This is a genomic window from uncultured Rummeliibacillus sp., assembly GCF_934216135.1.
GTDB lineage: Bacteria > Bacillota > Bacilli > Bacillales_A > Planococcaceae > Rummeliibacillus.
This window is the reverse complement of the sequence record NZ_CAKQBI010000007.1, coordinates 33,915-54,683: the sequence shown is the minus strand read 5'-3', so window position 1 is coordinate 54,683 and position 20,769 is coordinate 33,915. Positions and strand designations below refer to the sequence as shown.

Annotated in this window: 19 protein-coding genes; 7 read left to right on the top strand and 12 right to left on the bottom strand. The window is 34.5% G+C overall.

Annotation, left to right across the window (positions count from 1 at the left end; genetic code table 11):
* Window positions 1–18: 18 nt before the first annotated feature.
* Together Q0977_RS06385 and Q0977_RS06380 are read left to right on the top strand one after the other, a co-directional pair.
* Entirely contained in the window at window positions 19–1,980 is a 1,962-nt protein-coding gene (locus Q0977_RS06385; RefSeq protein ID WP_299511576.1) for a methyl-accepting chemotaxis protein, read from the top strand.
* Between the two features lie 218 nt (window positions 1,981–2,198).
* Window positions 2,199–3,260, top strand: a complete 1,062-nt coding sequence (locus tag Q0977_RS06380) for a hypothetical protein (RefSeq protein ID WP_299511574.1) — start codon at window positions 2,199–2,201, stop codon at window positions 3,258–3,260.
* A gap of 69 nt (window positions 3,261–3,329) precedes the next feature.
* Here the strand turns inward: Q0977_RS06380 and Q0977_RS06375 are convergent, their stop codons facing one another.
* On the bottom strand, window positions 3,330–3,686 hold the full coding sequence (locus tag Q0977_RS06375; RefSeq protein ID WP_119416809.1) for a hypothetical protein: 357 nt from the start codon (window positions 3,684–3,686) through the stop codon (window positions 3,330–3,332).
* Window positions 3,687–4,521: 835 nt separating this feature from the next.
* Here Q0977_RS06375 and Q0977_RS06370 point away from each other — a divergent pair.
* The 3 genes from Q0977_RS06370 (at window position 4,522) to Q0977_RS06360 (ending at window position 8,116) form a co-directional block, all read left to right on the top strand.
* Window positions 4,522–5,910 (top strand): amino acid permease, encoded by a 1,389-nt coding sequence (locus tag Q0977_RS06370; protein WP_299511571.1) that lies wholly within the window; start codon window positions 4,522–4,524, stop codon window positions 5,908–5,910.
* Between the two features lie 98 nt (window positions 5,911–6,008).
* Window positions 6,009–6,770: a peptidoglycan editing factor PgeF gene (gene pgeF, locus Q0977_RS06365; protein WP_124218277.1), complete on the top strand. Its 762-nt coding sequence runs from the start codon at window positions 6,009–6,011 to the stop codon at window positions 6,768–6,770.
* Between the two features lie 155 nt (window positions 6,771–6,925).
* Window positions 6,926–8,116: a M14 family metallopeptidase gene (locus Q0977_RS06360; RefSeq protein WP_299511566.1), complete on the top strand. Its 1,191-nt coding sequence runs from the start codon at window positions 6,926–6,928 to the stop codon at window positions 8,114–8,116.
* 152 nt (window positions 8,117–8,268) lie between these two features.
* On the opposite strand, the gene Q0977_RS06355 is transcribed toward Q0977_RS06360, so the two are convergent.
* From Q0977_RS06355 to Q0977_RS06345, 3 genes are all read right to left on the bottom strand, one after another.
* On the bottom strand, window positions 8,269–8,421 hold the full coding sequence (locus Q0977_RS06355) for a hypothetical protein (protein ID WP_233548127.1): 153 nt from the start codon (window positions 8,419–8,421) through the stop codon (window positions 8,269–8,271).
* Between the two features lie 92 nt (window positions 8,422–8,513).
* Window positions 8,514–9,146 (bottom strand): CoA pyrophosphatase, encoded by a 633-nt coding sequence (locus tag Q0977_RS06350; protein WP_119416806.1) that lies wholly within the window; start codon window positions 9,144–9,146, stop codon window positions 8,514–8,516.
* Between the two features lie 164 nt (window positions 9,147–9,310).
* Window positions 9,311–9,559, bottom strand: a complete 249-nt coding sequence (locus Q0977_RS06345; protein WP_119416805.1) for a hypothetical protein — start codon at window positions 9,557–9,559, stop codon at window positions 9,311–9,313.
* Window positions 9,560–9,852: 293 nt separating this feature from the next.
* On the opposite strand from Q0977_RS06345, the gene Q0977_RS06340 reads away from it, so the two are divergent.
* Window positions 9,853–11,463, top strand: a complete 1,611-nt coding sequence (locus Q0977_RS06340; protein WP_299511561.1) for an MFS transporter — start codon at window positions 9,853–9,855, stop codon at window positions 11,461–11,463.
* Between the two features lie 91 nt (window positions 11,464–11,554).
* Here the strand turns inward: Q0977_RS06340 and Q0977_RS06335 are convergent, their stop codons facing one another.
* Complete coding sequence (locus Q0977_RS06335) at window positions 11,555–12,142, bottom strand: TetR/AcrR family transcriptional regulator (protein ID WP_119416804.1); 588 nt, start codon at window positions 12,140–12,142, stop codon at window positions 11,555–11,557.
* Window positions 12,143–12,271: 129 nt separating this feature from the next.
* Between Q0977_RS06335 and Q0977_RS06330 the strand changes: the two genes are divergently transcribed.
* Complete coding sequence (locus tag Q0977_RS06330) at window positions 12,272–13,423, top strand: YhgE/Pip domain-containing protein (RefSeq protein ID WP_119416803.1); 1,152 nt, start codon at window positions 12,272–12,274, stop codon at window positions 13,421–13,423.
* 192 nt (window positions 13,424–13,615) lie between these two features.
* Here the strand turns inward: Q0977_RS06330 and rlmH are convergent, their stop codons facing one another.
* The 7 genes from rlmH to walK all read right to left on the bottom strand — a co-directional run bounded on the left by rlmH (window position 13,616) and on the right by walK (window position 20,766).
* Complete coding sequence (gene rlmH / locus Q0977_RS06325; protein ID WP_119416802.1) at window positions 13,616–14,095, bottom strand: 23S rRNA (pseudouridine(1915)-N(3))-methyltransferase RlmH; 480 nt, start codon at window positions 14,093–14,095, stop codon at window positions 13,616–13,618.
* A gap of 90 nt (window positions 14,096–14,185) precedes the next feature.
* Window positions 14,186–14,350: a CxxH/CxxC protein gene (locus tag Q0977_RS06320; RefSeq protein WP_119416801.1), complete on the bottom strand. Its 165-nt coding sequence runs from the start codon at window positions 14,348–14,350 to the stop codon at window positions 14,186–14,188.
* 173 nt (window positions 14,351–14,523) lie between these two features.
* Window positions 14,524–15,765, bottom strand: a complete 1,242-nt coding sequence (locus Q0977_RS06315; protein WP_119416800.1) for a S1C family serine protease — start codon at window positions 15,763–15,765, stop codon at window positions 14,524–14,526.
* A 225-nt stretch (window positions 15,766–15,990) separates the two neighbouring features.
* Window positions 15,991–16,779, bottom strand: a complete 789-nt coding sequence (locus Q0977_RS06310; protein ID WP_119416799.1) for an MBL fold metallo-hydrolase — start codon at window positions 16,777–16,779, stop codon at window positions 15,991–15,993.
* Window positions 16,780–16,791: 12 nt separating this feature from the next.
* The gene (locus tag Q0977_RS06305; protein ID WP_299511555.1) at window positions 16,792–17,625 is read right to left on the bottom strand and encodes a two-component system regulatory protein YycI; all 834 of its coding nucleotides are present in this window, start codon (window positions 17,623–17,625) and stop codon (window positions 16,792–16,794) included.
* Window positions 17,612–18,952, bottom strand: coding sequence for a YycH family regulatory protein (locus Q0977_RS06300; protein ID WP_119416797.1), 1,341 nt, complete (start codon window positions 18,950–18,952; stop codon window positions 17,612–17,614). The genes Q0977_RS06305 and Q0977_RS06300 overlap by 14 nt, the downstream gene beginning before the upstream one ends.
* A complete protein-coding gene (gene walK, locus Q0977_RS06295; RefSeq protein WP_119416796.1) occupies window positions 18,943–20,766 on the bottom strand; it encodes a cell wall metabolism sensor histidine kinase WalK in 1,824 nt (607 codons plus the stop codon). Before walK ends, Q0977_RS06300 begins: the two co-directional genes overlap by 10 nt.
* Between the last annotated feature and the right edge of the window lie 3 nt (window positions 20,767–20,769).

Genomic DNA, 20,769 nt, shown 5'->3' with positions numbered 1-20,769 from the left:
ATAGTGAGGGATTTTCAAATGGGAAATTTTTTTAGTTGGACGCTTCGCAATAAATTAATCGGCGCATTTTTAATCGCGTTAATAATTCCTTCTCTTATATTAGGTTGGATTTCTTACAATAGCGCTAAGGGGCAAATAGAAGAAGAGCAGGTCAATAGCGCCAAATCTAATATCAGTCTATTAAATACACAGATTACAAACACTATTCAGCCTAAAACTCATGATATTGAGTACTTTTCAAAAAAAGTTACTTCTTCAATTTTAAACGGCTCTAAAGATTCTAAGCTTCGTAATATACTAGATCAATATGTCAATGAACATCCAGAGGCTGCCATGGCATATGTTGGTACATCTAAGGGGCAAATGATTCGGATGCCATACTTTAAATATCCAAAAGATTATGATCCCAGAGAACGACCTTGGTATCAGGAAGCTATGCAAAACAATGGACAAGTAATCATAACAGAGCCTTATATTTCTTCAACTTCCGGTCAGTTAGTTATTACCATTTCGAAAAAGTTAGAAGATGGCTCTGGGGTTGTCGGAGTTGATATTCAAATTGACACCCTTAAAGATATAGCGAATAAGGTCCAAATCGGTAAAAAAGGATTTATCACGTTAGTTGATAATAATAAGACTATTATTTCTCATCCTCATAAAGAAAGTGGCAAAGCTGCTTCTGAATCTTATATGAATCATGTCATGGCTAAGAATTCAGGCCAAACATCATATAATAACCAACAAATCTTATTTGAGACGAATAAGTTAACTGGGTGGAAAGTAATTGGTACTACCTTTACTTCAGAGGCTATAGACGCTGCATCGACAACGCTATATACAAACTTCATCGTACAACTTATATTCATCGTCGTTGGAAGTATTTTAATAATGTTCTTGGTTCGCTCAATTATAAACCCTATCAACAAATTAGAAATCAGCGCTAGAAAAATTAGCGAAGGTGACTTAACTGAGGATATTGCTATTCACTCTAAAGACGAAATTGGTAAACTAGCTGCATCATTTAACCATATGAAAGATAACCTTGCTTCAATCATTCATAAAGTTAATACAAATGCCTTGCATGTTCGTTCTTCTGCTGAAGATCTCTCTGCTAGTACAGATCAAAATATCGCAGTAGCACAGCAAATTTCTTCCGCCATGCAACACGTTACCTTGAACACCGAACAACAAACGGTGAACATAGAGCAAAACTCAAATGCTGTTGAAGAAATTTCAAAAAGTATAATGGTCATTGCAGACAATACTTCTGAAGTTTCTACACTTTCTGCAAATGCTACTAAACAAGCAGAAGATGGTCAGCAATCTATTCAACATACAGTATCCCAAATGGATTCAATTCATCAGTCCGTAACAGATTCTGATACTAAAATCCGTTCCTTATATAATCGCACAAAAGAAATCGGTGCAATTTTGAATATTATCGGTGATATTGCCGATCAAACAAATCTGCTAGCACTAAATGCATCTATTGAAGCTGCACGAGCTGGTGAACACGGTAAAGGCTTTGCTGTTGTAGCAGATGAAGTTCGAAAACTTGCTGAAAGCTCACAACAATCTGCATCCAAAATTGCTGAACTCATTACTGCTGTTCAACAAGATTCTGGAGATGCTGTGGAAATTATGTTAAAAACTTTAGAAGATGTACAAGAAGGAATTACAATTTCCCAAAATTCAGCTACAAAATTTGAAGCTATTATAGCAAGTATGCAGGATATCACACCTAAAATTGAAAATGTTTCAGCAACAGCTGAACAAATATCCGCATCTTCTCAACAATTAGCAGCTACATCAATTGAGTTAAACCATCAAGCCAAAGAAAATGCTGCTGCTTCTGAAGAAGTAGCCGCTTCTACAGAAGAGTCCTTATCTTCTATGGAAGCCGTAGAAACTTCAGTCAAAGGGTTACTAAATATGGCTGAAGAGTTACAAAGTGCTATACAACAATTTAAAATAAACTAAATAACTCAACCTAAAAGGCTCTAAAAGTAATATCAATACTTTTAGAGCCTTTTTGATATCAAATTTTTTATCATGCAATAAGTTGTACTATCCAAAAAGAATATTCTCCCCCTTTCATATTAATTTCTATTCAGCATAAATTTAAATAAAACATGCATGAGTTTGATACTGATAACCTATTTATGATTATTAATCTTATACACAAAAAGGTGGAATTTATGATTAATCATGATTTGCAATTTATCCGATATTTTTTGCCTCCCACTGCTACTATTTTAGAATTACCTCAAGTTGGTCCTGTAGTTCAACATGTTGATGTTGACGGCGATTCAATAGAAGAATTAGTTAGTGCCTATATCTATCAAGGTGATACTTTTCTGCTCTTGCTTAAACAAATTAACCTACAATGGCAGCCGATGATTCATCTAAAAATAGATGAACATACAATTGCCGGGCTATATGCCATAAAGCTAGATGAAAGTACTAAAAAGACATTAGTCATCGAATGGCAGACCAACAATCTACCTTCATATTTAGATTATTTGCAGTGGACACCAAATGGCTTTGAAAGATTACCTGTCAATTCTTCTCAAGTCGTCATTACAAAGGCTTATGGAGATGTGACTGGAGATGGTGTTTTAGATACTGTCTATTTAACAGGTACTAAGAAACCCGATAGTCCATTTTGGCAAAACATCCATCTCATTCTATTCCAACACTCTAAAAATATATATGAAGAAATTCCTTTAAAAAATAATAGTGGCTATAACCCGACAATTTTCCTCGGAGACTTTACAGGAAATCATGTAAAGGATGTATTAATCACGATTGATACGGGTGGCAGTGGTGGGACAATTTATACAGATATCTATTCCTTTATTTACGGAAAAACGAGGCAAATATTTGACGGCGACAAATACCAGCAACACTCTAAGTACACTGTAGTATATGAGAATTTTTATAAAGTAAGAGTTATAAGTTCATCACCTAAAAAGCAGTATATTTTAGACATACGCTATAAGGGAAAAGACTATTTAGCTGAAATTTATAATACTGACGGCACGCTAAAAGCACCTATTGAAGGATGGGTTGACCCATTAAGTGGACTATATCCAGTTGATTTTGATAGAGATGGAGTATATGAACTTTTAGGATATCAAAAAATTGCAGGTAGATATCATGCAGATGGGCTAGGTTTTGTACAAAATCAATTGCAATGGGATATTACAAAATTTAAAACAGAAATTCAAGATGTCGCAATAGAAGGCAAAGATGTTTAATAATTAACAAGTACCTAAAAGGGTCATCCAACTTTTTATTGGATGACCCTCTTTGAATATAAGCTAAAATCAGGCAAGTTTTTGCTGTTCATATTTATGGAAATCTAATGCAATATCTAAATAATTACCTTCTGTATCTTGTATTTCCAACCCTTGTTTGATTAATCCATTCCAAAGTGTCGCATCTAAAGCATATGGAGCTTCATGTTGAAGAATGTCTACAAAATTTTTTGATAATGCCACTTGGAATGTTCTTTCTCCTTGTTGAACGCACAATGAATAAGTTCTCCAAGTTTCGATTGTTACTTGGATATCATCATGCCATTCTTTTAATTGGCTCTCAATATCATTTGCTACTCGTTTAAAAAACTTTCTAGCTGTAAAATTATTCGCCATTGTCGATCTAAAAAAAGCATTTGTATTCATTTCAACCTCTCCTCCACTTCTATTTCCTAGTTATCTTATTGGTATTATATAAAATTATGTAGGGAATGTAAACTAATATTTGAAAATTCAGAGGAAACTTTAATATTAGATTGCTCTTCTATCATATTTTAGGCTTTTCTAGCATAAAGATTTAGTACAGAAAAAGTTTTACGCCTTTAGAATTAGATCCTAAAAATTCAAGCAAGGGTGATTCTCCGGACAACTCTATTCAATTAGATTAAAGAATGATTATAAGAAATTGCTTATAAATGATATTAAATAAACATGAACAGGAGAGAAAAATTGCAGAAAGTGCTGCCAAAAAACCAACCATTAAAATTAATATTGAGAAAAAGGCAAAAACAAATGATGCGGCAAAAAAGACCGCAATTAAGTAAAGCCATTAAGAAAAGGCATAAGGAGGCTATAAGTCCAGAATCACTTATAACCAACTAGTCAAAATACAGATCATTTATCCGAGGTTACGTTATTCGCTATGAAAAACTGTTATAATCATACTTATCCTAATAATAAAGCTGTAGAGAAATGTGGGAGTACATTTCTCTACAGCTTATTTTAATAGTATTAAGATTTAAACTTACTTTTATATCGCACACTTTATCACTTCAACGCTTCAAAGTAGAAAATTGCTATTATTTTTCGAATTGTTGTCATTATTCGATGAAAATCGCCTAAATTCGACAAATTTATTTGACGCACATTACATAAATGTTTAGAATTTTTATATAATAAAAATCAAACGTGCCCAATATGTAATAATCCATAGTAGGTTCGTATATAAAAGAGATTTTTAAAATAGAATCGAGTGTATCTAATGAAAAATACTATTTTCCGAAAAAAATCAGTTGACCAACTGTTACATCAACATGGAAAGGTTCAATTAAATAAAACACTTGGTGCATTTGATCTAATGTTACTTGGTGTAGGAGCAATCGTAGGTACCGGAATTTTCATACTCCCAGGGACTGTTGCCGCTGAGCATGCAGGTCCGGGGATTATTTTTTCCTTTATCCTTGCTGCTATCGTTTGCGCCTTTGCTGCAATGTGTTATTCTGAATTTTCATCATCCATCCCTGTTACGGGTAGTGCCTATACTTATAGCTATGTAGTATTTGGGGAAATAATTGCTTGGATTGTAGGATGGTCATTGATTTTAGAATATGGACTAGCTGTTGCTGCTGTAGCTACAGGATGGTCTGCCTATCTGAACTCATTATTAGCTGGACTAAATATTCATATACCAAAGGCCGTTTCAGGTTCCTTTGATCCGGCAAATGGGACATTTGTTAATTTACCAGCAATTATTATCATCTTTATCCTTGCATTTTTGCTAACAAAAGGTGTAAAAGAATCGACTAAATTAAATACTGTCATGGTAGGTTTAAAAGTCTTGGTTATTTTACTATTTATCGTAGTTGGTGTATTTTATGTTGAACCTACGAATTGGAAACCTTTTACGCCATTTGGCACGAGTGGTATTCTATCGGGTGCAGCACTAGTATTCTTTGCATATTTAGGATTTGATGCAGTATCGTCTGCTGCTGAAGAAGTGAAAAATCCACAACGTAATATGCCAATCGGAATTATAGGCTCATTGCTTATCTGTACGGTCTTGTATGTTGCAGTATCACTTGTTTTAACTGGTATGGTTCCTTATACAGATTTAAATGTTAGCAACCCTGTAAGCTTTGCCATGCAACTTGTTCATCAAGATTGGGTTTCAGGCATCATCTCACTTGGAGCCGTTATTGGAATGATGACGGTTATACTTGTAATGCTTTACGGTAGTACTCGCCTAACTTATGCTTTCAGTCGTGATGGCCTATTGCCTAAAGTAATGTCCGAAGTTGATGCTAAACATCAGACACCGAAAAAAAATACATGGATTACTTCAACACTAATTTCATTCTGTGCAGGTTTTGTTCCATTAGATAAACTAACTGAACTCGTTAATATGGGGACATTACTAGCATTTACTGTTGTCTCAATCGGTGTAATCCTATTACGTAAAAACAAAGAAATTTCAACAGATGGCTTCAAAGTTCCACTGTATCCAATCATTCCAATTATTTCTTTCGTCTTATGTATTTTCTTAATGACACAACTATCTATACACACCATTATTTTCTGTGGTATTTGGATTGTTATTGGTTTAATCATTTACTTTATCTATGGTAAAAAGCATAGCTTACTTAACAAATAATCGAAAGCTCTTATGGCCTGTGTCATAGGGGCTTTTTTAAATTCCAAATGCCTATACATCGAGAAAACATTACTATATATTAAAAGCAGGTGATGATTATGAAAACAAAAATTTATTTGGATAATGAAAAATTTATTGCAGGCATTACTATGAAAGACCCCAATGAGCTGGAACAAGGAAATATGGCACTTCATACATGTTTGGATTCAGAAGACGTCATCAAAAACCGAAAAAAATTAGCTGCTAGTTTAAATTGTAATTTAAATCAATTTGTTTGTGCTAATCAAACTCATAGTGCCAATATTCATAAAGTAACCGTAGCTGATCAAGGCAAAGGATCTGAAAGCAAAGACACTGCCATTCAAGATACAGATGCACTATACACATACGAGTCTAATCTTCTTCTAGGCTCATTCACAGCAGATTGTGTGCCAGTAACCTTTTACGATGAAAAGAAAGAAATCATAGGAGTAATCCACTCCGGCTGGCAAGGAACCATCAAAGAAATAACATTAAAAACAATTGAACATTTGAAGAATATTGAACAATGTGACCCAAACAACTTGCACATCTATATTGGTACAGCACTAAGTCAGGAAAAATTTGAAGTAGACGAGGATGTCTATCTAAAATTTAAAGCCCTTGATTATGCGGACGATTTTATGTATTACAACACTCAAACTCATAAGTATCATATTGATAATCAAAAAACAGTTAAAAAACAATGTCTATTAGCTGGCATTCCTTCTGACCATATAACAATTGACTCTACTTGTACCTATTTAAATGATGAAGGCTTTTCATATCGACAAGACAAAAAAGCTGGAAGACATTTGACTTTTATCATGAAAAAAAGATAATCAACATGACGTCCAATCAATATGGGCGTTTCATGTTGTTCTTTTTCTTTTATCCCTTATAACTCTTCAAGATAATAGCTAAATTACATAATAATAAACTTCAATCTATAACATATACTTTTATGATTAGCATCTTTTTAAATAGGAGGATCATCTTGGATATATTTGTTAGGCCTGGGGATTCACTTTGGCTCTACAGCCAATTATTTAAAATTCACCTCCAGTTAATCATGGATTCAAATCCAAATATCAACCCCTTAAGTCTTCAAATTAACGAACAAATCAAAATTCCAGGTTTCCGAACAGTCAATTACAAGACCATTTCTGGAGACACTTTGTGGGGAATTGCTGAGAAAAAAAGAATACCAGTAGAAACCATCCTTCTCACAAACGCTCATCTCTCCCCAACCCATTTACAAATTGGTCAAACCATTAAAATTCCCCAAAGAGTGACGTCGAGAATCATATTTGGAAAGCAAGACTATGACCACGATATCATGATGATTGATATTAAACATCTTCAAAGGATTTATCCATTTTTAAAAGTCTCCTCTATCGGAAATTCTGTACTCGGTCACGATTTACCCGAAATAAAAATTGGTTCAGGCGATAAAAAGGTACACTACAATGCTTCATTTCATGCGAATGAATGGATTACAACTCCTATTGTCATGACCTTTTTAAATGATTATTTATTATCGCTAACTAATGCATGTGTTATTCGTGACATATCACCGTCACAACTCTATGAACAAACCACTTTATCAATTGTTCCAATGGTTAATCCCGATGGTGTTAACCTTGTATTAAATGGCCCTGGTTCAAGTGGACCATGGAAAGAGCAAGTCATTAGTTGGAATAATAATCGTTTGGATTTTTCAGGATGGAAGGCCAATATAAGAGGTGTAGACCTTAATGATCAATTTCCGGCTGAATGGGAAAAGGAAAGAAAACATAATCCAAAAAGTCCTGGACCGAGAGATTATGGTGGAAAACAACCTTTTACTGAACCTGAAGTTATTGCAATGGCTGAACTGACCAGAAAACAAAATTTTGATAGGGTTTTTGCACTTCATACACAAGGGGAAGAGATATATTGGGGATTTGAAGGACTGGAACCCTCTAAGTCGAAAATAATGGTAGAAGAGTTGAGTAGAGTGAGCGGTTATAAACCGGTTCAAATATTGGATAGTTTTGCTGGCTATAAGGATTGGTTCATTCAGGAATGGCGAAGGCCAGGTTTTACCGTTGAACTTGGTAAAGGGGAAAATCCATTACCATTATCGCAGTTTGATAAAATCTATCAAGATGTACTTGGGATTTTCCTAGCAGGGTTATATCTATAACTTTTCTACATTTCATACTTAATGTAACAATAAAAAAGCAGGATTCCCTGCTTTTTATTGTTTATTTCAAACTTCTTTCAGCCTTTTTTACCTCGTATAATTCAGCATCTGAATTCGAATATATTCTAGCTTACCTACTTTTAGGTCTTTACTTAATGAAAGAAGTTAGCTAGGTATGATTGAATTGAATCAGGTAATACTTGATAGAATAGTCCCTTATATTTGATATCCAATAAACCAGCGACGAATATAATTATAATCATTACGACAAAAAGGATTGCTTTATTTTTTGTAAGCCACTTCAACGTTCTTCCTCCCCTTAAAAGTATCTTTATAGACAACAAGTTAAGTATAAAGATTAATTCAAAAAGTGATATCACTTTTTGAACAAAAACATTCAATCTGTTTTAGATTCTTTACATTTAATGATTTCTATAAAGTACTTTAAGATTCTAGCTGTTAACCCCCATATTGTATACTTTTCATAATCATAAAACCATTCTTCCATCGATCGCATTCTCCATTGATATTGAGTGCCGTTCGCAATTTTTTCGAAAGGAAAGTCCGCTGAAGGTACAGGATTAACAGATACTAAATGCATATAAGGCTCGTAATTCAAAAGCCACTTGACCGGTACTGTAAATACTTCTTCAACCTCTTCCTGACTAAGATTGAGCTGATGTAATTCAAGTGTAGCTACAAATGGGTAAACTACAAATGAAGGCGAAGCAATATAAGGACTTAGTTGGCCTACCAGATTTATAGACCTTGCATCAACACCTAATTCCTCAATTGTTTCACGTAATGCTGCATCCAATGGGGTTAAATCTGTTGAGTCAATTTGGCCACCAGGAAAGCTAATATCCCCAGGTTGTTTTCTTAGTGTAAATGACCGCACCTCGAATAAGATATGCCATTCTCCATCCACTTGAACTAACGGTATTAAAACTGATGAGCGAAAAGCTGTGTCCTCGCCTATGAATAATGACTTTTGTTGTTTTAACTGATTCTCTAATTTCTCTAGGAACATCTCCCTCACCCCAAATGTTTTATTGTTTTTATCGTATCATTAATAGAGGAGTGGATAAAGAATACTAAAATGAAAAAGTATCCAATGGGAACGTGTTCTCACTGCATACTTTTTAGTGGGGCATTCTCATGAAGTTTTCTTGTCTTAATAAATGTACAAAAATACTATCTAAATAAACTCATAATGGACCCTAATTGCCTCATCATATTAACTCCATTCGTTATAGTTCCGACGTGGCCCATAATAGTATTTAAGTGATTAGGTAATTCTCTACTTCTAAATTGTGGAGGTTGTTGTTGATTTGGAATAAAGAAAGGCTGTCTCTGTCCTCTAAATTGATCAGGTGTTCTAAACCCTTGTCTATATGGAGGCTGGGGTCTTCTTCTCGGATTTGGTGGCGGATAAAATGGCATATCATATCACCTCCAATGTATAGTATCGCTCTATATATGGTATGTCTATTTTTTTATATCAATTGGACTTTTCTCTAGCTGTAGACTAAATTAAATCTGACTTAGCGATTGATTCACCACCACTTACTTTTTTGGGCACTACACATTTATTAGATCATCCTAGTCATATATAACGAATATACATCACTGTAAATTATTTGTTATAATCTCCATATCTCTTTATGATTCACCTCATGCATATATTTTTTAGATACCTTACAGTCTTAAATAAAGATAGAAAGGAAGATGAAAGAATGAGTCATAAATCATCGAGTCCAACTTGGGCGATCACGTTGTTCTGTATTGGCGTACTAATGGCTGCATTAGATAACGGGATTATTAGTGCTGCTCTAACAACAATAAATAGCTCATTCGATGTTCCTGCCAATTGGGGAGCCTGGGGTGTAACAATATATACACTAGGTTTAGCAATTAGTATACCGATTGTAGGTAAAATTTCAGACCGATTCGGTCGAAAGAAACTATTTATTGTTGAAGTTGCATTATTCGGCCTTGGTTCATTACTTGTAGCACTAAGCCCAAATTTTGCTTTTTATTTAGTAGCCCGATTCATCCAAGCAATGGGTGGTGGTGGAATCTTCATCATTGGTAGCTCACATGTTTTAAGTACATTTCCTGCAGAAAAACAAGGGAAAGCGCTTGGAATATTAGGTGCTATGAACGGGGTTGGAGCCATTTTAGGCCCAAACCTTGGTAGTGTTATTTTAGATTTAACAGGGAATTGGCATTTACTATTCCTTATAAATGTGCCAATTGCCATCATTTTAATTATTTTAGGCTATTATAAGATCCAAGAAACGAAAGAACCTTCTGTAGGAAAGCTAGATTTAATCGGAACAATTCTGCTTTCATTAGCCGTTCTTAGTATTATGTATGGTTTAACTAACATTGAAGGTACCTCCTTACTAGAGAGCCTTGCAACTTTTAATGTTTATGGCTTCTTAATCGCGGGGATCGTCTTATTCGCTGGATTAATCTTCTATAATCGTTCATTAGAAAAACGTAATGGAGATCCCATATTACCAGTTGGCTTATTAGTTCGCCCTACTTACTTACTGACATTATTAATCGGTGCGTTGTCAGGGGCATTACTTGCGGGAATGATCTATATTCCTTCTTTCTCAGAACAAGTCTTAGGAATTGCTGCTGAAAACTCTGGCTATTGGATGACACCATTAGCATTAGCATCTGGTATCGGTGCTGGACTAGGTGGTGCACTTGTTGATAAAAAAGGTCCTATTCTTGCTGTATTTTTATCAGGAGTCATTACAGCAATTGGATTTTTGTTATTCCCTACATGGATAGATGCAAAATGGCAATTTATTATTTCGTCATGTATTGCTGGTCTTGGGATTGGTATTCTTTTAGGAGCACCATTGAATATTTTGGCGACAGAACGTCTTGAAAAGGATAAAGGATCAGCACTAGCAGGACTTTCTCTTGCTCGTCAAATAGGAATGACCATTGCCCCAACCATTTATGCAGGATTCATTGTACGTGGATTTAACCAAATTCCTAGTCTATTCCAAAATGATTTTGGTACAATTTTAAAAAGTAAGATGGAGAAAGCTGATTTAAGCCCAGAAGCATTACAAGAATTTCAACAAGTTGCCGTATCTATGGCTCCAACGAGTTCTTCATCCGAAATTGATTACTCCAAAATTTTAGAACATATACAGGATCCAACGTTAAAAGAAATCATTCAGTCAAGCGTAGATCAAATTACATTAACCGCTTCTCAAGATGGATATGGTGGGCTATTCTACTCAACTGTTGTGATTGCAGCAATTATTGTTCTATTAGCAATTATTTTAAAACCTATTCGGAACAAAAACTTACGATAAAAGGCTGAAACTGTTCCGTAAGAAAATAAAAGACCACTTATTCTGTGGTCTTTTACTGTTTTATTTGACTAATATTTTCGAGTGATTTGTATCATTCTTTATTTTGAATAAAGGAAATAATATCAATATATAGCATGGCCATTTCTTGAGGCGTTTTATCTAAACCATTTTGAACCCATTGTTCGATTAATCCTAAAAAAGCAGATGTAATAAAGGATAAAAAGTATTCAATTGGAAACTTTAGCCTTTCATTGAAAGTTTCATTTTTCTCTAGATTTAGGCGTACCTTTTTTGAAAAAGCATCTCTAAATCGAATATGAAAACCGGCTCTACCACGATCACTTAAAAATATTCTTAACATTGGCGAATGTATTTCAATAAATTGAAACAATGTAACAGCTAAATCCTCTTGTTCCTTTTTAAACGTACTTGTGGATGAATATTGTGATTGCAAGTCATCGATATGAGTGCCTAAATCACTAAATAACTGCTGTTCAATCTGTTCGAGCAAATCATATTTGTCTTTAAAGTGTAAATAAAATGTTCCACGATTGATTTTTGCTGCTTTTGTAATGTCCCCTATTGTAATCGATTCAAACGATTTTTTCTCTAAAATTAACATAAATGACTTTTGAATAAGTTGTTTTGTTCTTCTATTTTTCTCTATATAAATACTCAAAAAAATCACCTTCCTTTTGAAAATTCAACATCCTGTTTACTTTTGTTCATTGCTTTTATATTCATAAAAATTATAAGATAAATGCATGTTACTAAACAACATGTTGAAAATTGAGAAAGGATGAATTCAATGAAATTATTTAAAGAAAAATTAGCATGGGCTGCTCCTATTGCTGTTATTATAATCATCGCTCTATTCTCGGTAAATTTATTCGCTCAAGGAAATCCACAAGTGAAAAATCTACCTGTTGCACTGATTGTGAATGATGAGGGCGAACATGTAGATGTTGTAAAATCAGCCATCAAACAAATGAGTAAAGGTACTAATGGCAAAGAACCTGCGCTAGCTTTTACAAATGAAAAAGAGGAAAATATTGAAGATTTATTTGATGATAAAAAGTATTATGCAGCATTAGTTATTCCTAAAGGTTATAATGACAGCGTACAAAATGCTGTCTCAAATAACGCTCCAGCAACTTTAAAAGTTTATATTAACCAAGGCTTTAACATGACAGGTGCAAACTTTGCAAAGACTGCTTTAAACGCTTTAATTACGCAATTGAGCAATCAATACTCTACAAACTTTATCACACAAATGGACGGTCAACAAATTGATGCCAACAAAGCGTCTGTACTCGCAAATCCAATTGTTTCTGAAGAGAAAGTATTCAATGCAATTACTGCTTCTACAGCAAATGGTAGTGCTCCAACCTTAATGGCAGTGCCTGCTTGGGTAGGTGCATTAATCGGTGGTTTCATTTTATTCTTATCGACATCAAATATTATGAAAAGGGAATTGTTAACACGTAAACAAACGTTACGCTTAATGGGTGGCCAAGTTTTATTTGGGATTATTATTGCCCTATTCTCAGGTTTTACTGTTGCAACATTAGGACAGATCGCTGGTATTAACATGCCAGGCTACTTCTTAGTTGCCTTCTTCGTATCATTTGCAGCATTCTGTTTCTTCTTATTAGTTTCAGCTATTACTGCATGGATCGGAAAACCAGCCATTACGTTATTCATGGTTGTAATGCTTTTAGGTATGGGTGTTCTTATGACACCACAAGAAATGCTTCCAAGTTTCTTTGTAAACTTTATTCGCCCTTGGATTCCACTTCGCTTTGCTTCCGAAGGTTTACGTGAAATCTTCTACTTCGGTGGCGGCTTCTACACTGGGCAATCATTCAATATTATCGCTGGCATTGGTATTGTAGGTTTAGTGATTTACTTACTGTCTATTTTCAAACCAGTACGTGGGCAAAAAACTGACAATGAATAAGAGTATTGGTAATCTTGTTAGTCGTTAAACATCTAGAAAAATTGCTTTTAACTAGATTCATTGTTTTCAGCTTCTTACAAAAGTATGAAATCAGCAGGATAAAACAAAAAATATCAATTTTCTCATTGAGAAAATTGATATTTTTTTCATAATGTGGGGCTTATATTGATATTGTGTTTTGTGATCAGGCTACTACTTATGATACGGTTCACCTTTCATTATTCGAAAACTTCTATAAATCTGCTCTACCAATACCAGTTTCATCAGTTGGTGTGGTAGAGTCATTTTGCCAAATGATAATTTATCATCCGCACGCTTTAGGACATCATCATGCAATCCTAGTGATCCGCCAATGACGAAGGCAATTTTACTGTGACCATATGTCAGGAGATCTTCAATGGTCTTTGATAGTTCTTCCGAGCTGCGCATTTTACCGTTAATAGCTAATGCTAGTACATAGTGATCGGGTGTGATTTTCGAAAGAATGCGTTCGCCTTCTTTCTTCTTTACAATTTCCATTTCAGCTTCACTAAGTTGTTCGGGTGCCTTTTCATCAGGCACTTCTATGAGTTCTATTTTTGTATATCCATTAAGTCTTTTGACATACTCCTCGATACCCATTTTCAAGTACTTTTCTTTTAATTTCCCAACACTAATAATTGTAATACTCACAGGTTATCCACCTTCATGTTAAATTTACAAACAAATTATCCACAAGACTTATGCACATATCCACAGGCTATTTCAAGATATTGTATGCGCTCATTTGTTCGCCACAATATATGTTGCTTGCTCTTCGCAATAGTTACACTTTGTGGATAACTTTTTTTCATCCTCCACTTTTTCCATAATTGGTACCTCTTTTTCTATTGCAACAAACATATCTAAAGCGTGTCCTATATGGGTTTCACAGCTATATATTTTCAAAATATTTCTTCCTTTCAATATTTTAGATTTCCACAGACTTATACACAATTTATCAATTGTTATCCACAACCTATTGTAACAAATGAAAAGCGAGCAGGAAAGTTAGGCGTTTACTTTCTTTGCTCGCTTTTTTAAAATTTTGGGATTTTAAGATTTAATTTTAGTTATCCACATCATTGTGTTTTAGAACTATCAGCTAAAGTTAATGTTTTTTGAATTATTTCCCCATTACGATAAGCTTTTATTTTCACTTGATCGCCAACGTTTTTCTTATTGTAGAGGATTTTACGCAAGGCGATTGAATTATCAACTTTTTCGCCATCCATTTCAACAATGACATCATATTTCTTTAACCCCGCTTTTGAGGCTGGTGAATTTTTTACTACTTCGCTAACAACAATACCTGATGTTACTTCCTCAGGTAATTTTAAAGTTTGTCTTTGATGATATTCTGGCACATCTGTTAAATCAATAAGAGCTACTCCCATTGAAGGTCTTTCCACTTTACCTTTTTGTTGTAATTCATCAATTACAGGAATTGCAGTGTTGATTGGAATAGAAAATCCTAAGCCTTCAACAGTTGATTCGGAAATTTTCATAGAGTTAATACCAATGACTTGCCCTGCTAGATTTACTAAAGCACCACCACTGTTACCAGGGTTGATGGCTGCATCTGTTTGTAAAACTTCTGCTTGCCAATCTTCAGTACCATCTTCGTTCAAGTCAACTGGAACTGTGCGGTCTTTACCAGAGATTACACCCGTTGTTACAGAACCATAGAAATCCATTCCTAACGGGTTACCTATAGCAATAACTGATTCACCTTGTTTTAATTTATCTGAATCGCCAAAAGTAGCAATTGTTTTGACCTTTTTGCTTGAGATAGAGATCACAGCTAAGTCTGTCCAAATATCAGTTCCGACAAGTTTAGCTTGCTCCTTTGATCCGTCTGAGAGTGTAACTTCTAACTGATTTGCACCTTCAACAACATGGTTGTTAGTCACAATATACGCTTTATTGCCAACCTTTTTATAAATAACACCTGAGCCGCTGCCTGCTTCTTGTTCGTTATCTCCACTTTTACCATTTGTGCCATCTCGGAATGGAATACTGCCCCATAAATCCATTTGTGTTTCTTGAATGTTGGTAATGCCAACAACTGCATCTTTTGTTTTATCAACTGCATCTGTAACATTAGTTGAGACTTCAGTTGAGACTTGAGGTGTTGACGTTTTGTTTGTTGTAGTAGTTGTTGATGATTCTGTTCCACCCGGTAAATAGCCAACCATAGATGGTAACAAGAGCCATACTAATAATGCTCCCACAATAACGCCTATAATACCGCTGAAAAAGTATCCGGCTTTACTACCACCTTTTCTATTACTTCGAGTTTCATCATTATCATAATAGCCCATGTTCTTCATCCTTTCTGTAACTATCAGCGCTTCATACTTTTACTTTATAATGCAAAGATTAAAATTAGATGAAAATAAATTTAAAATCAGTTCAAAATACAAAGAATATAAAGTGAACTTACTATAACTTCCCCATTTTTCGCACAAAAAATCCCCCGATTTAAGGTTGGCCTAAAAAGTTAGTGTAAAATCCAACATTAGGATTGCCTCAAATTGGGGGGGTTTTTAAACAGTGACTATTTCTGTTGGCTCTTCGGCGTCTGTATCATATAAGTGGACAAATTCGCCTGGCATAATACCACATGATTGTAGAGTTTGTGAAACGCTCATTCTTGCTAAATCTTTCATATTATTATCTTTACTTAGATGAGAAAGATATATACGTGTGGACTTTTGTTCAACAACTTCACTCATTGCAACAGCTGCATCCTCATTGCTAACATGTCCAAGATCACTTAAAATACGGCGTTTTACTGACCATGGATAACGTCCCATTTGCAACATACTCACATCATGGTTGCTTTCAAATACAAAAGAATCAGCGCCTTTTATAATTCCTTTCATACGATCACTGACATACCCTGTATCTGTAATAACAACAAGCTTTTGTCCATTTTCATGAAAACAGTAGAACATTGGATCTGCTGCATCATGGGAAACAGCAAAAGATTGAATATCTAAAGAACCAAACGTCTTTACTGTTTCCATATCAAATTGAAATCGTTGTTCTACAGGTATATTACCAATTAGACCATCCATCGCCTGCCATGTTTTTTCATTGGCAAATATCGGGATATTATATTTTCGGGCTAATACGCCAACACCTTTAATATGATCTGAATGTTCATGCGTTACGAGAATACCACTCAACTTTTTTATATCACGGTCCACTTTTTCAAAGAGCTGCTCCATTTTTTTACCTGTCAACCCTGCATCGACGATAAAAGAATGTTCTCCACTCTCTACATAAATGGAGTTACCAGTACTACCACTAGCTAATACACTGAACTGCATTTTAAAGTCCCCTTATTGCTTTTCTAGTTCTTTTCCTTTTACATTTTGCTCAATATCAACTATTGTACCATCAACTGCATTAACAAAATAATCCGCTTCTTTCCTTTCGCCATTTACATCCTTCGGTAATATGATATGAATATACCATGTTGGGCAAAGTACTTGCGTTTCTGTTAATGGAACAAGAGTAGAATAACCAAGTTGTGTCTTTGAAACAGTTGAGTTAGCAGGCAAATATCCATTATCAAAGATAATTTCAATAGCTCGTTGTGCTTTGATCAACGTACTCTTTTCCCCAAAGCTTTTTAATGAATCAAACATTTTTTGCTCATAATCCGTTATTTCTAAACGATCGTTCCAATGCACTTTGACAGTTGCATTTTGATTGTAATAAATCATATAATCATCTGAAATTTGGAAGAAAATAGCTTCTCTATCCTTTTTATTAACCTTCCAGAGCTTATACGAGCTACCTTTATAAACTTGTTTCCTCACAAAATCAGATAATAATTCATCCGTAATATCTGGTAAAGAGCTTAACTTTGTTATCTTCGCTTGGATTTCAGTTCCGCCATTAATAATTTGAATACGTAGGTTTTGTAAAGATGTTAATTCCTTATTCGTGAACTGTTTCACCTTTCCGGATATATAAGAAACACTTTCACCATCTACTGCGCTGCTCTTTACAGTTATATTCTCATCTTTTAATCGTGTAGAAATATCCGTATTGCCAATTGGTTCTATCATCTTTGCTTCATTGTATCGATTTACATACATTGTATATAGGAAAACATTTAATATCGAAAAAACAATGATAAAAATCGTTTTCGTTTTATTCCAATCCAACTTGGCCACCTCCTCCTACTGTAGTAGTTTGTAATGGTGACCACTTATTGTTTACTAAATAGAACCATGTTGGTTTAAAGATAAAAGCGTTTTGTCCATTTTTTGTTAAGAAATAGCCTGGGCGAATTTCTTTAATATCCTTGAAATTTACTGTCTTTAATTTCATAAGATTGTCAACCACCTCTTGACCACCCGTTATTGTTAAAGTGGTATTCTCAAGGCTAGGTACAAGCTTATAATATGGACGGGCATATACTGCAATTCGATTGTCTCCCCATACCGTTACAATCTGGGTGGAAGTATCTAATAGGTCAGCATATACGGGATAATCCCCCATGTAAAGTTGGTATGTTACTTTATTATTTTCATAATCTAAAGAATCATATCGAAAATCCCCAGTCCAACCTCCATGTCTATTGATAAAATCAAATGTATTTATGATTAGTTTTGACTTTTCAACTCTCTCGTGATTATCAGAAGCTGTTGTATTCACGTAATCCAAAACTCTCTTATTACTATTAACTTTCATTATAGAAACGCCATCTGTAAAGTTTTCTTCTACATTTGCATCATCAAAACTATTCTTTACAACCTCAGGATTCGCAAATACTGCATTTTTAAATTTATCAACCGAGATATTATTGACAATATAAGCTGACTGTATCATTTTTGATTCTTTGGTTGGCAAATAAAGGGCTGTCCCCTTTTCTCGGTAAAAAACAGAATATCTTTCTAAGTCATGCGATAAACGAACTAATTGTTTTTCAAAAATAGATTTGCTCTTTACATGTGCTTTAGCTTTATATAACTTTTCCTCGGCAGTATTGGCAAAAAAGACCGTCAATTCCCCTGAATTTGATAATTGATTCCAGGTTACAATCATTTGATCAAAAGATATATCATTCACTTTATTTTCAGTGGTTGGCAAAAAGTCTTGGAAAATAGAGTATGGTATTTCCGATGAGTAGAATAGTGTATAACGTTGATTCCCTGCCACTAGTTGGTTTATTTTAGAAGAATCCAAATTACCACTTACTAGTGTAGGATTTGTTACTTGCCAATTTTGCATTTGGTCTATTATTCCGCTCATCTCTTTTGATTGATCGGTTCCAAGCCACATACCATCCTGATGAAAAACCATTCGATATGGCTTAATAATATCTACAAGTTGAAGTTTTTTTCCAACTAAAATATCTACGGACTTTGTTTTTTCAAGAGGAGCATAGTTTGGCCTATATGTCCAAATTGAAAAGGTTAAAGTAATACTTAAAAGTACTAAGACAAATAGTATGACTGATTTTATCTGCTCGATATATTTCAATCCCACTCACCTGCCTCGTCTTCTTCATAAGGTAAAGTAAAGAAGATTGTTGTTCCGACGCCTTCTTCACTTTCAGCCCAAATTTTTCCTCCATGTGCTAAAATCATTTCTCTAGAAATGGCCAATCCTAATCCTGTGCCTCCCATTGATCTTGCTCTTGCCCGGTCTACACGATAGAAGCGGTCAAAAATACGTTCTACATTTTCCTTTGGTATCCCCATACCATCATCTGAGATCATAACAGTTAATAATCCTTCATTAGCCGTCATGCCAAAACGAATATTTCCACCGTCTGGTGAATATTTCAAAGCATTTGAAATAATATTATCGATTACTTGAGTAATCTTATCTGTATCAATCTCAACATAACAAGGTAATGTAGGTAACATACGCTCGAATTCAACATTTTTAGATTTAGACATTTCGAATCGATCAATTATTCGATTAAAGAATTTATTGAAATCTACATAGTCTGCATTAATTTCATACTCTCGGCTATCCATTCGTGATAGTTGTAATAAGTCACTTACTAAGCGAATCAATCTCTCTGTTTCTGTTTGTGTAACATTTAAGAATTGTGGAGCCAAATCTTTGTTTTGCCAGGCACCATCAGCTAATGCCTCTAAATAACTACGCATTGTTGTAAGTGGTGTTCGCAATTCATGTGATACATTGGAAACAAATTCGCGGCGCTCCATTTCAATCTTCTCTTGCTCAGTAATATCATGGAGTACAGTAATAAGACCATTAACAAATCCTGTTTCTTTTTGAATAACAGAGAAATTTGCACGCCAAATATACGGACGTTCAGGAGAACTAAAATCTAGATTAATTGAGTCCTTCATATGGATTAAGTCTTCAAATGTATGTTCCTTCTCCACACCTAAAACAGATACTAATGGTCTCCCCATTAATTCGTTATGTTCTCCATTTAATAACTTTTGTGCAGGGGTATTAATAAGGATAATCTTCCCTTTTCGGTCAGTTGCTATAACCCCATCTGTCATGTTTGCCAAAACGGAGGCTAATTTTCTTCGTTCACCTTCAGTAGTTGATTGAGCTTCTTGTAACCTATTGGTTAAATGGTTAAACGTAATGGCTAATTGGCCAATTTCATCATTCCCATACACTTTAACTTTCCGAGAAAAGTTACCTTTAGCCATCGCCTGTGCTTGTCTACGCATATCCGAAATAGGTTTCGTAATAGTTCTAGCGATGAAAATCCCTAATATAATGGTAATAGCTAAGGCTAATGCCGTACCACCTGCTAATATCTGATTAATTTCATTCATCTGTTCAAATATACGTTCAATATTAGACTTTACATAAAGTGTCCCTATTACTTTACCATTCGATTTAATAGGAGTTGCAACTACCCAAATTCTCTTTCTTGTTTTCTTATCCAATGCTATTTTTTCAGTTGGCGTTTGGGTACGTAATGAGTCTCTTACCAATTGCTCCATTGAGCGCTGCCCTATAATTGATTGATTACTCATATCTGATGATGCTAAAATTCTATAATCTGCATCTACTACCCTAATCTCTTTGATATCCTCTGAAGATACTTCATTTAATACACCTTTTAAACTTTGTTCAAGTGTTGGATCATTGTCGGTTCGTTCCTTCAATATTTCCTCTTTCACACTAAATCTGACAAGTTTTAAGCGATCCGTAATAGATGTCTCAAAATTTTCTTTTAATGTTTGTTCTAATTGCTTTGCAAAATATAACCCTATTATTTGCATGGCAATTAAAATAAGCAGTACATAAATCAGTACAATTTTTGCCTGTACCGATTTAAAAAAGCGAACCTTCTGCATTTT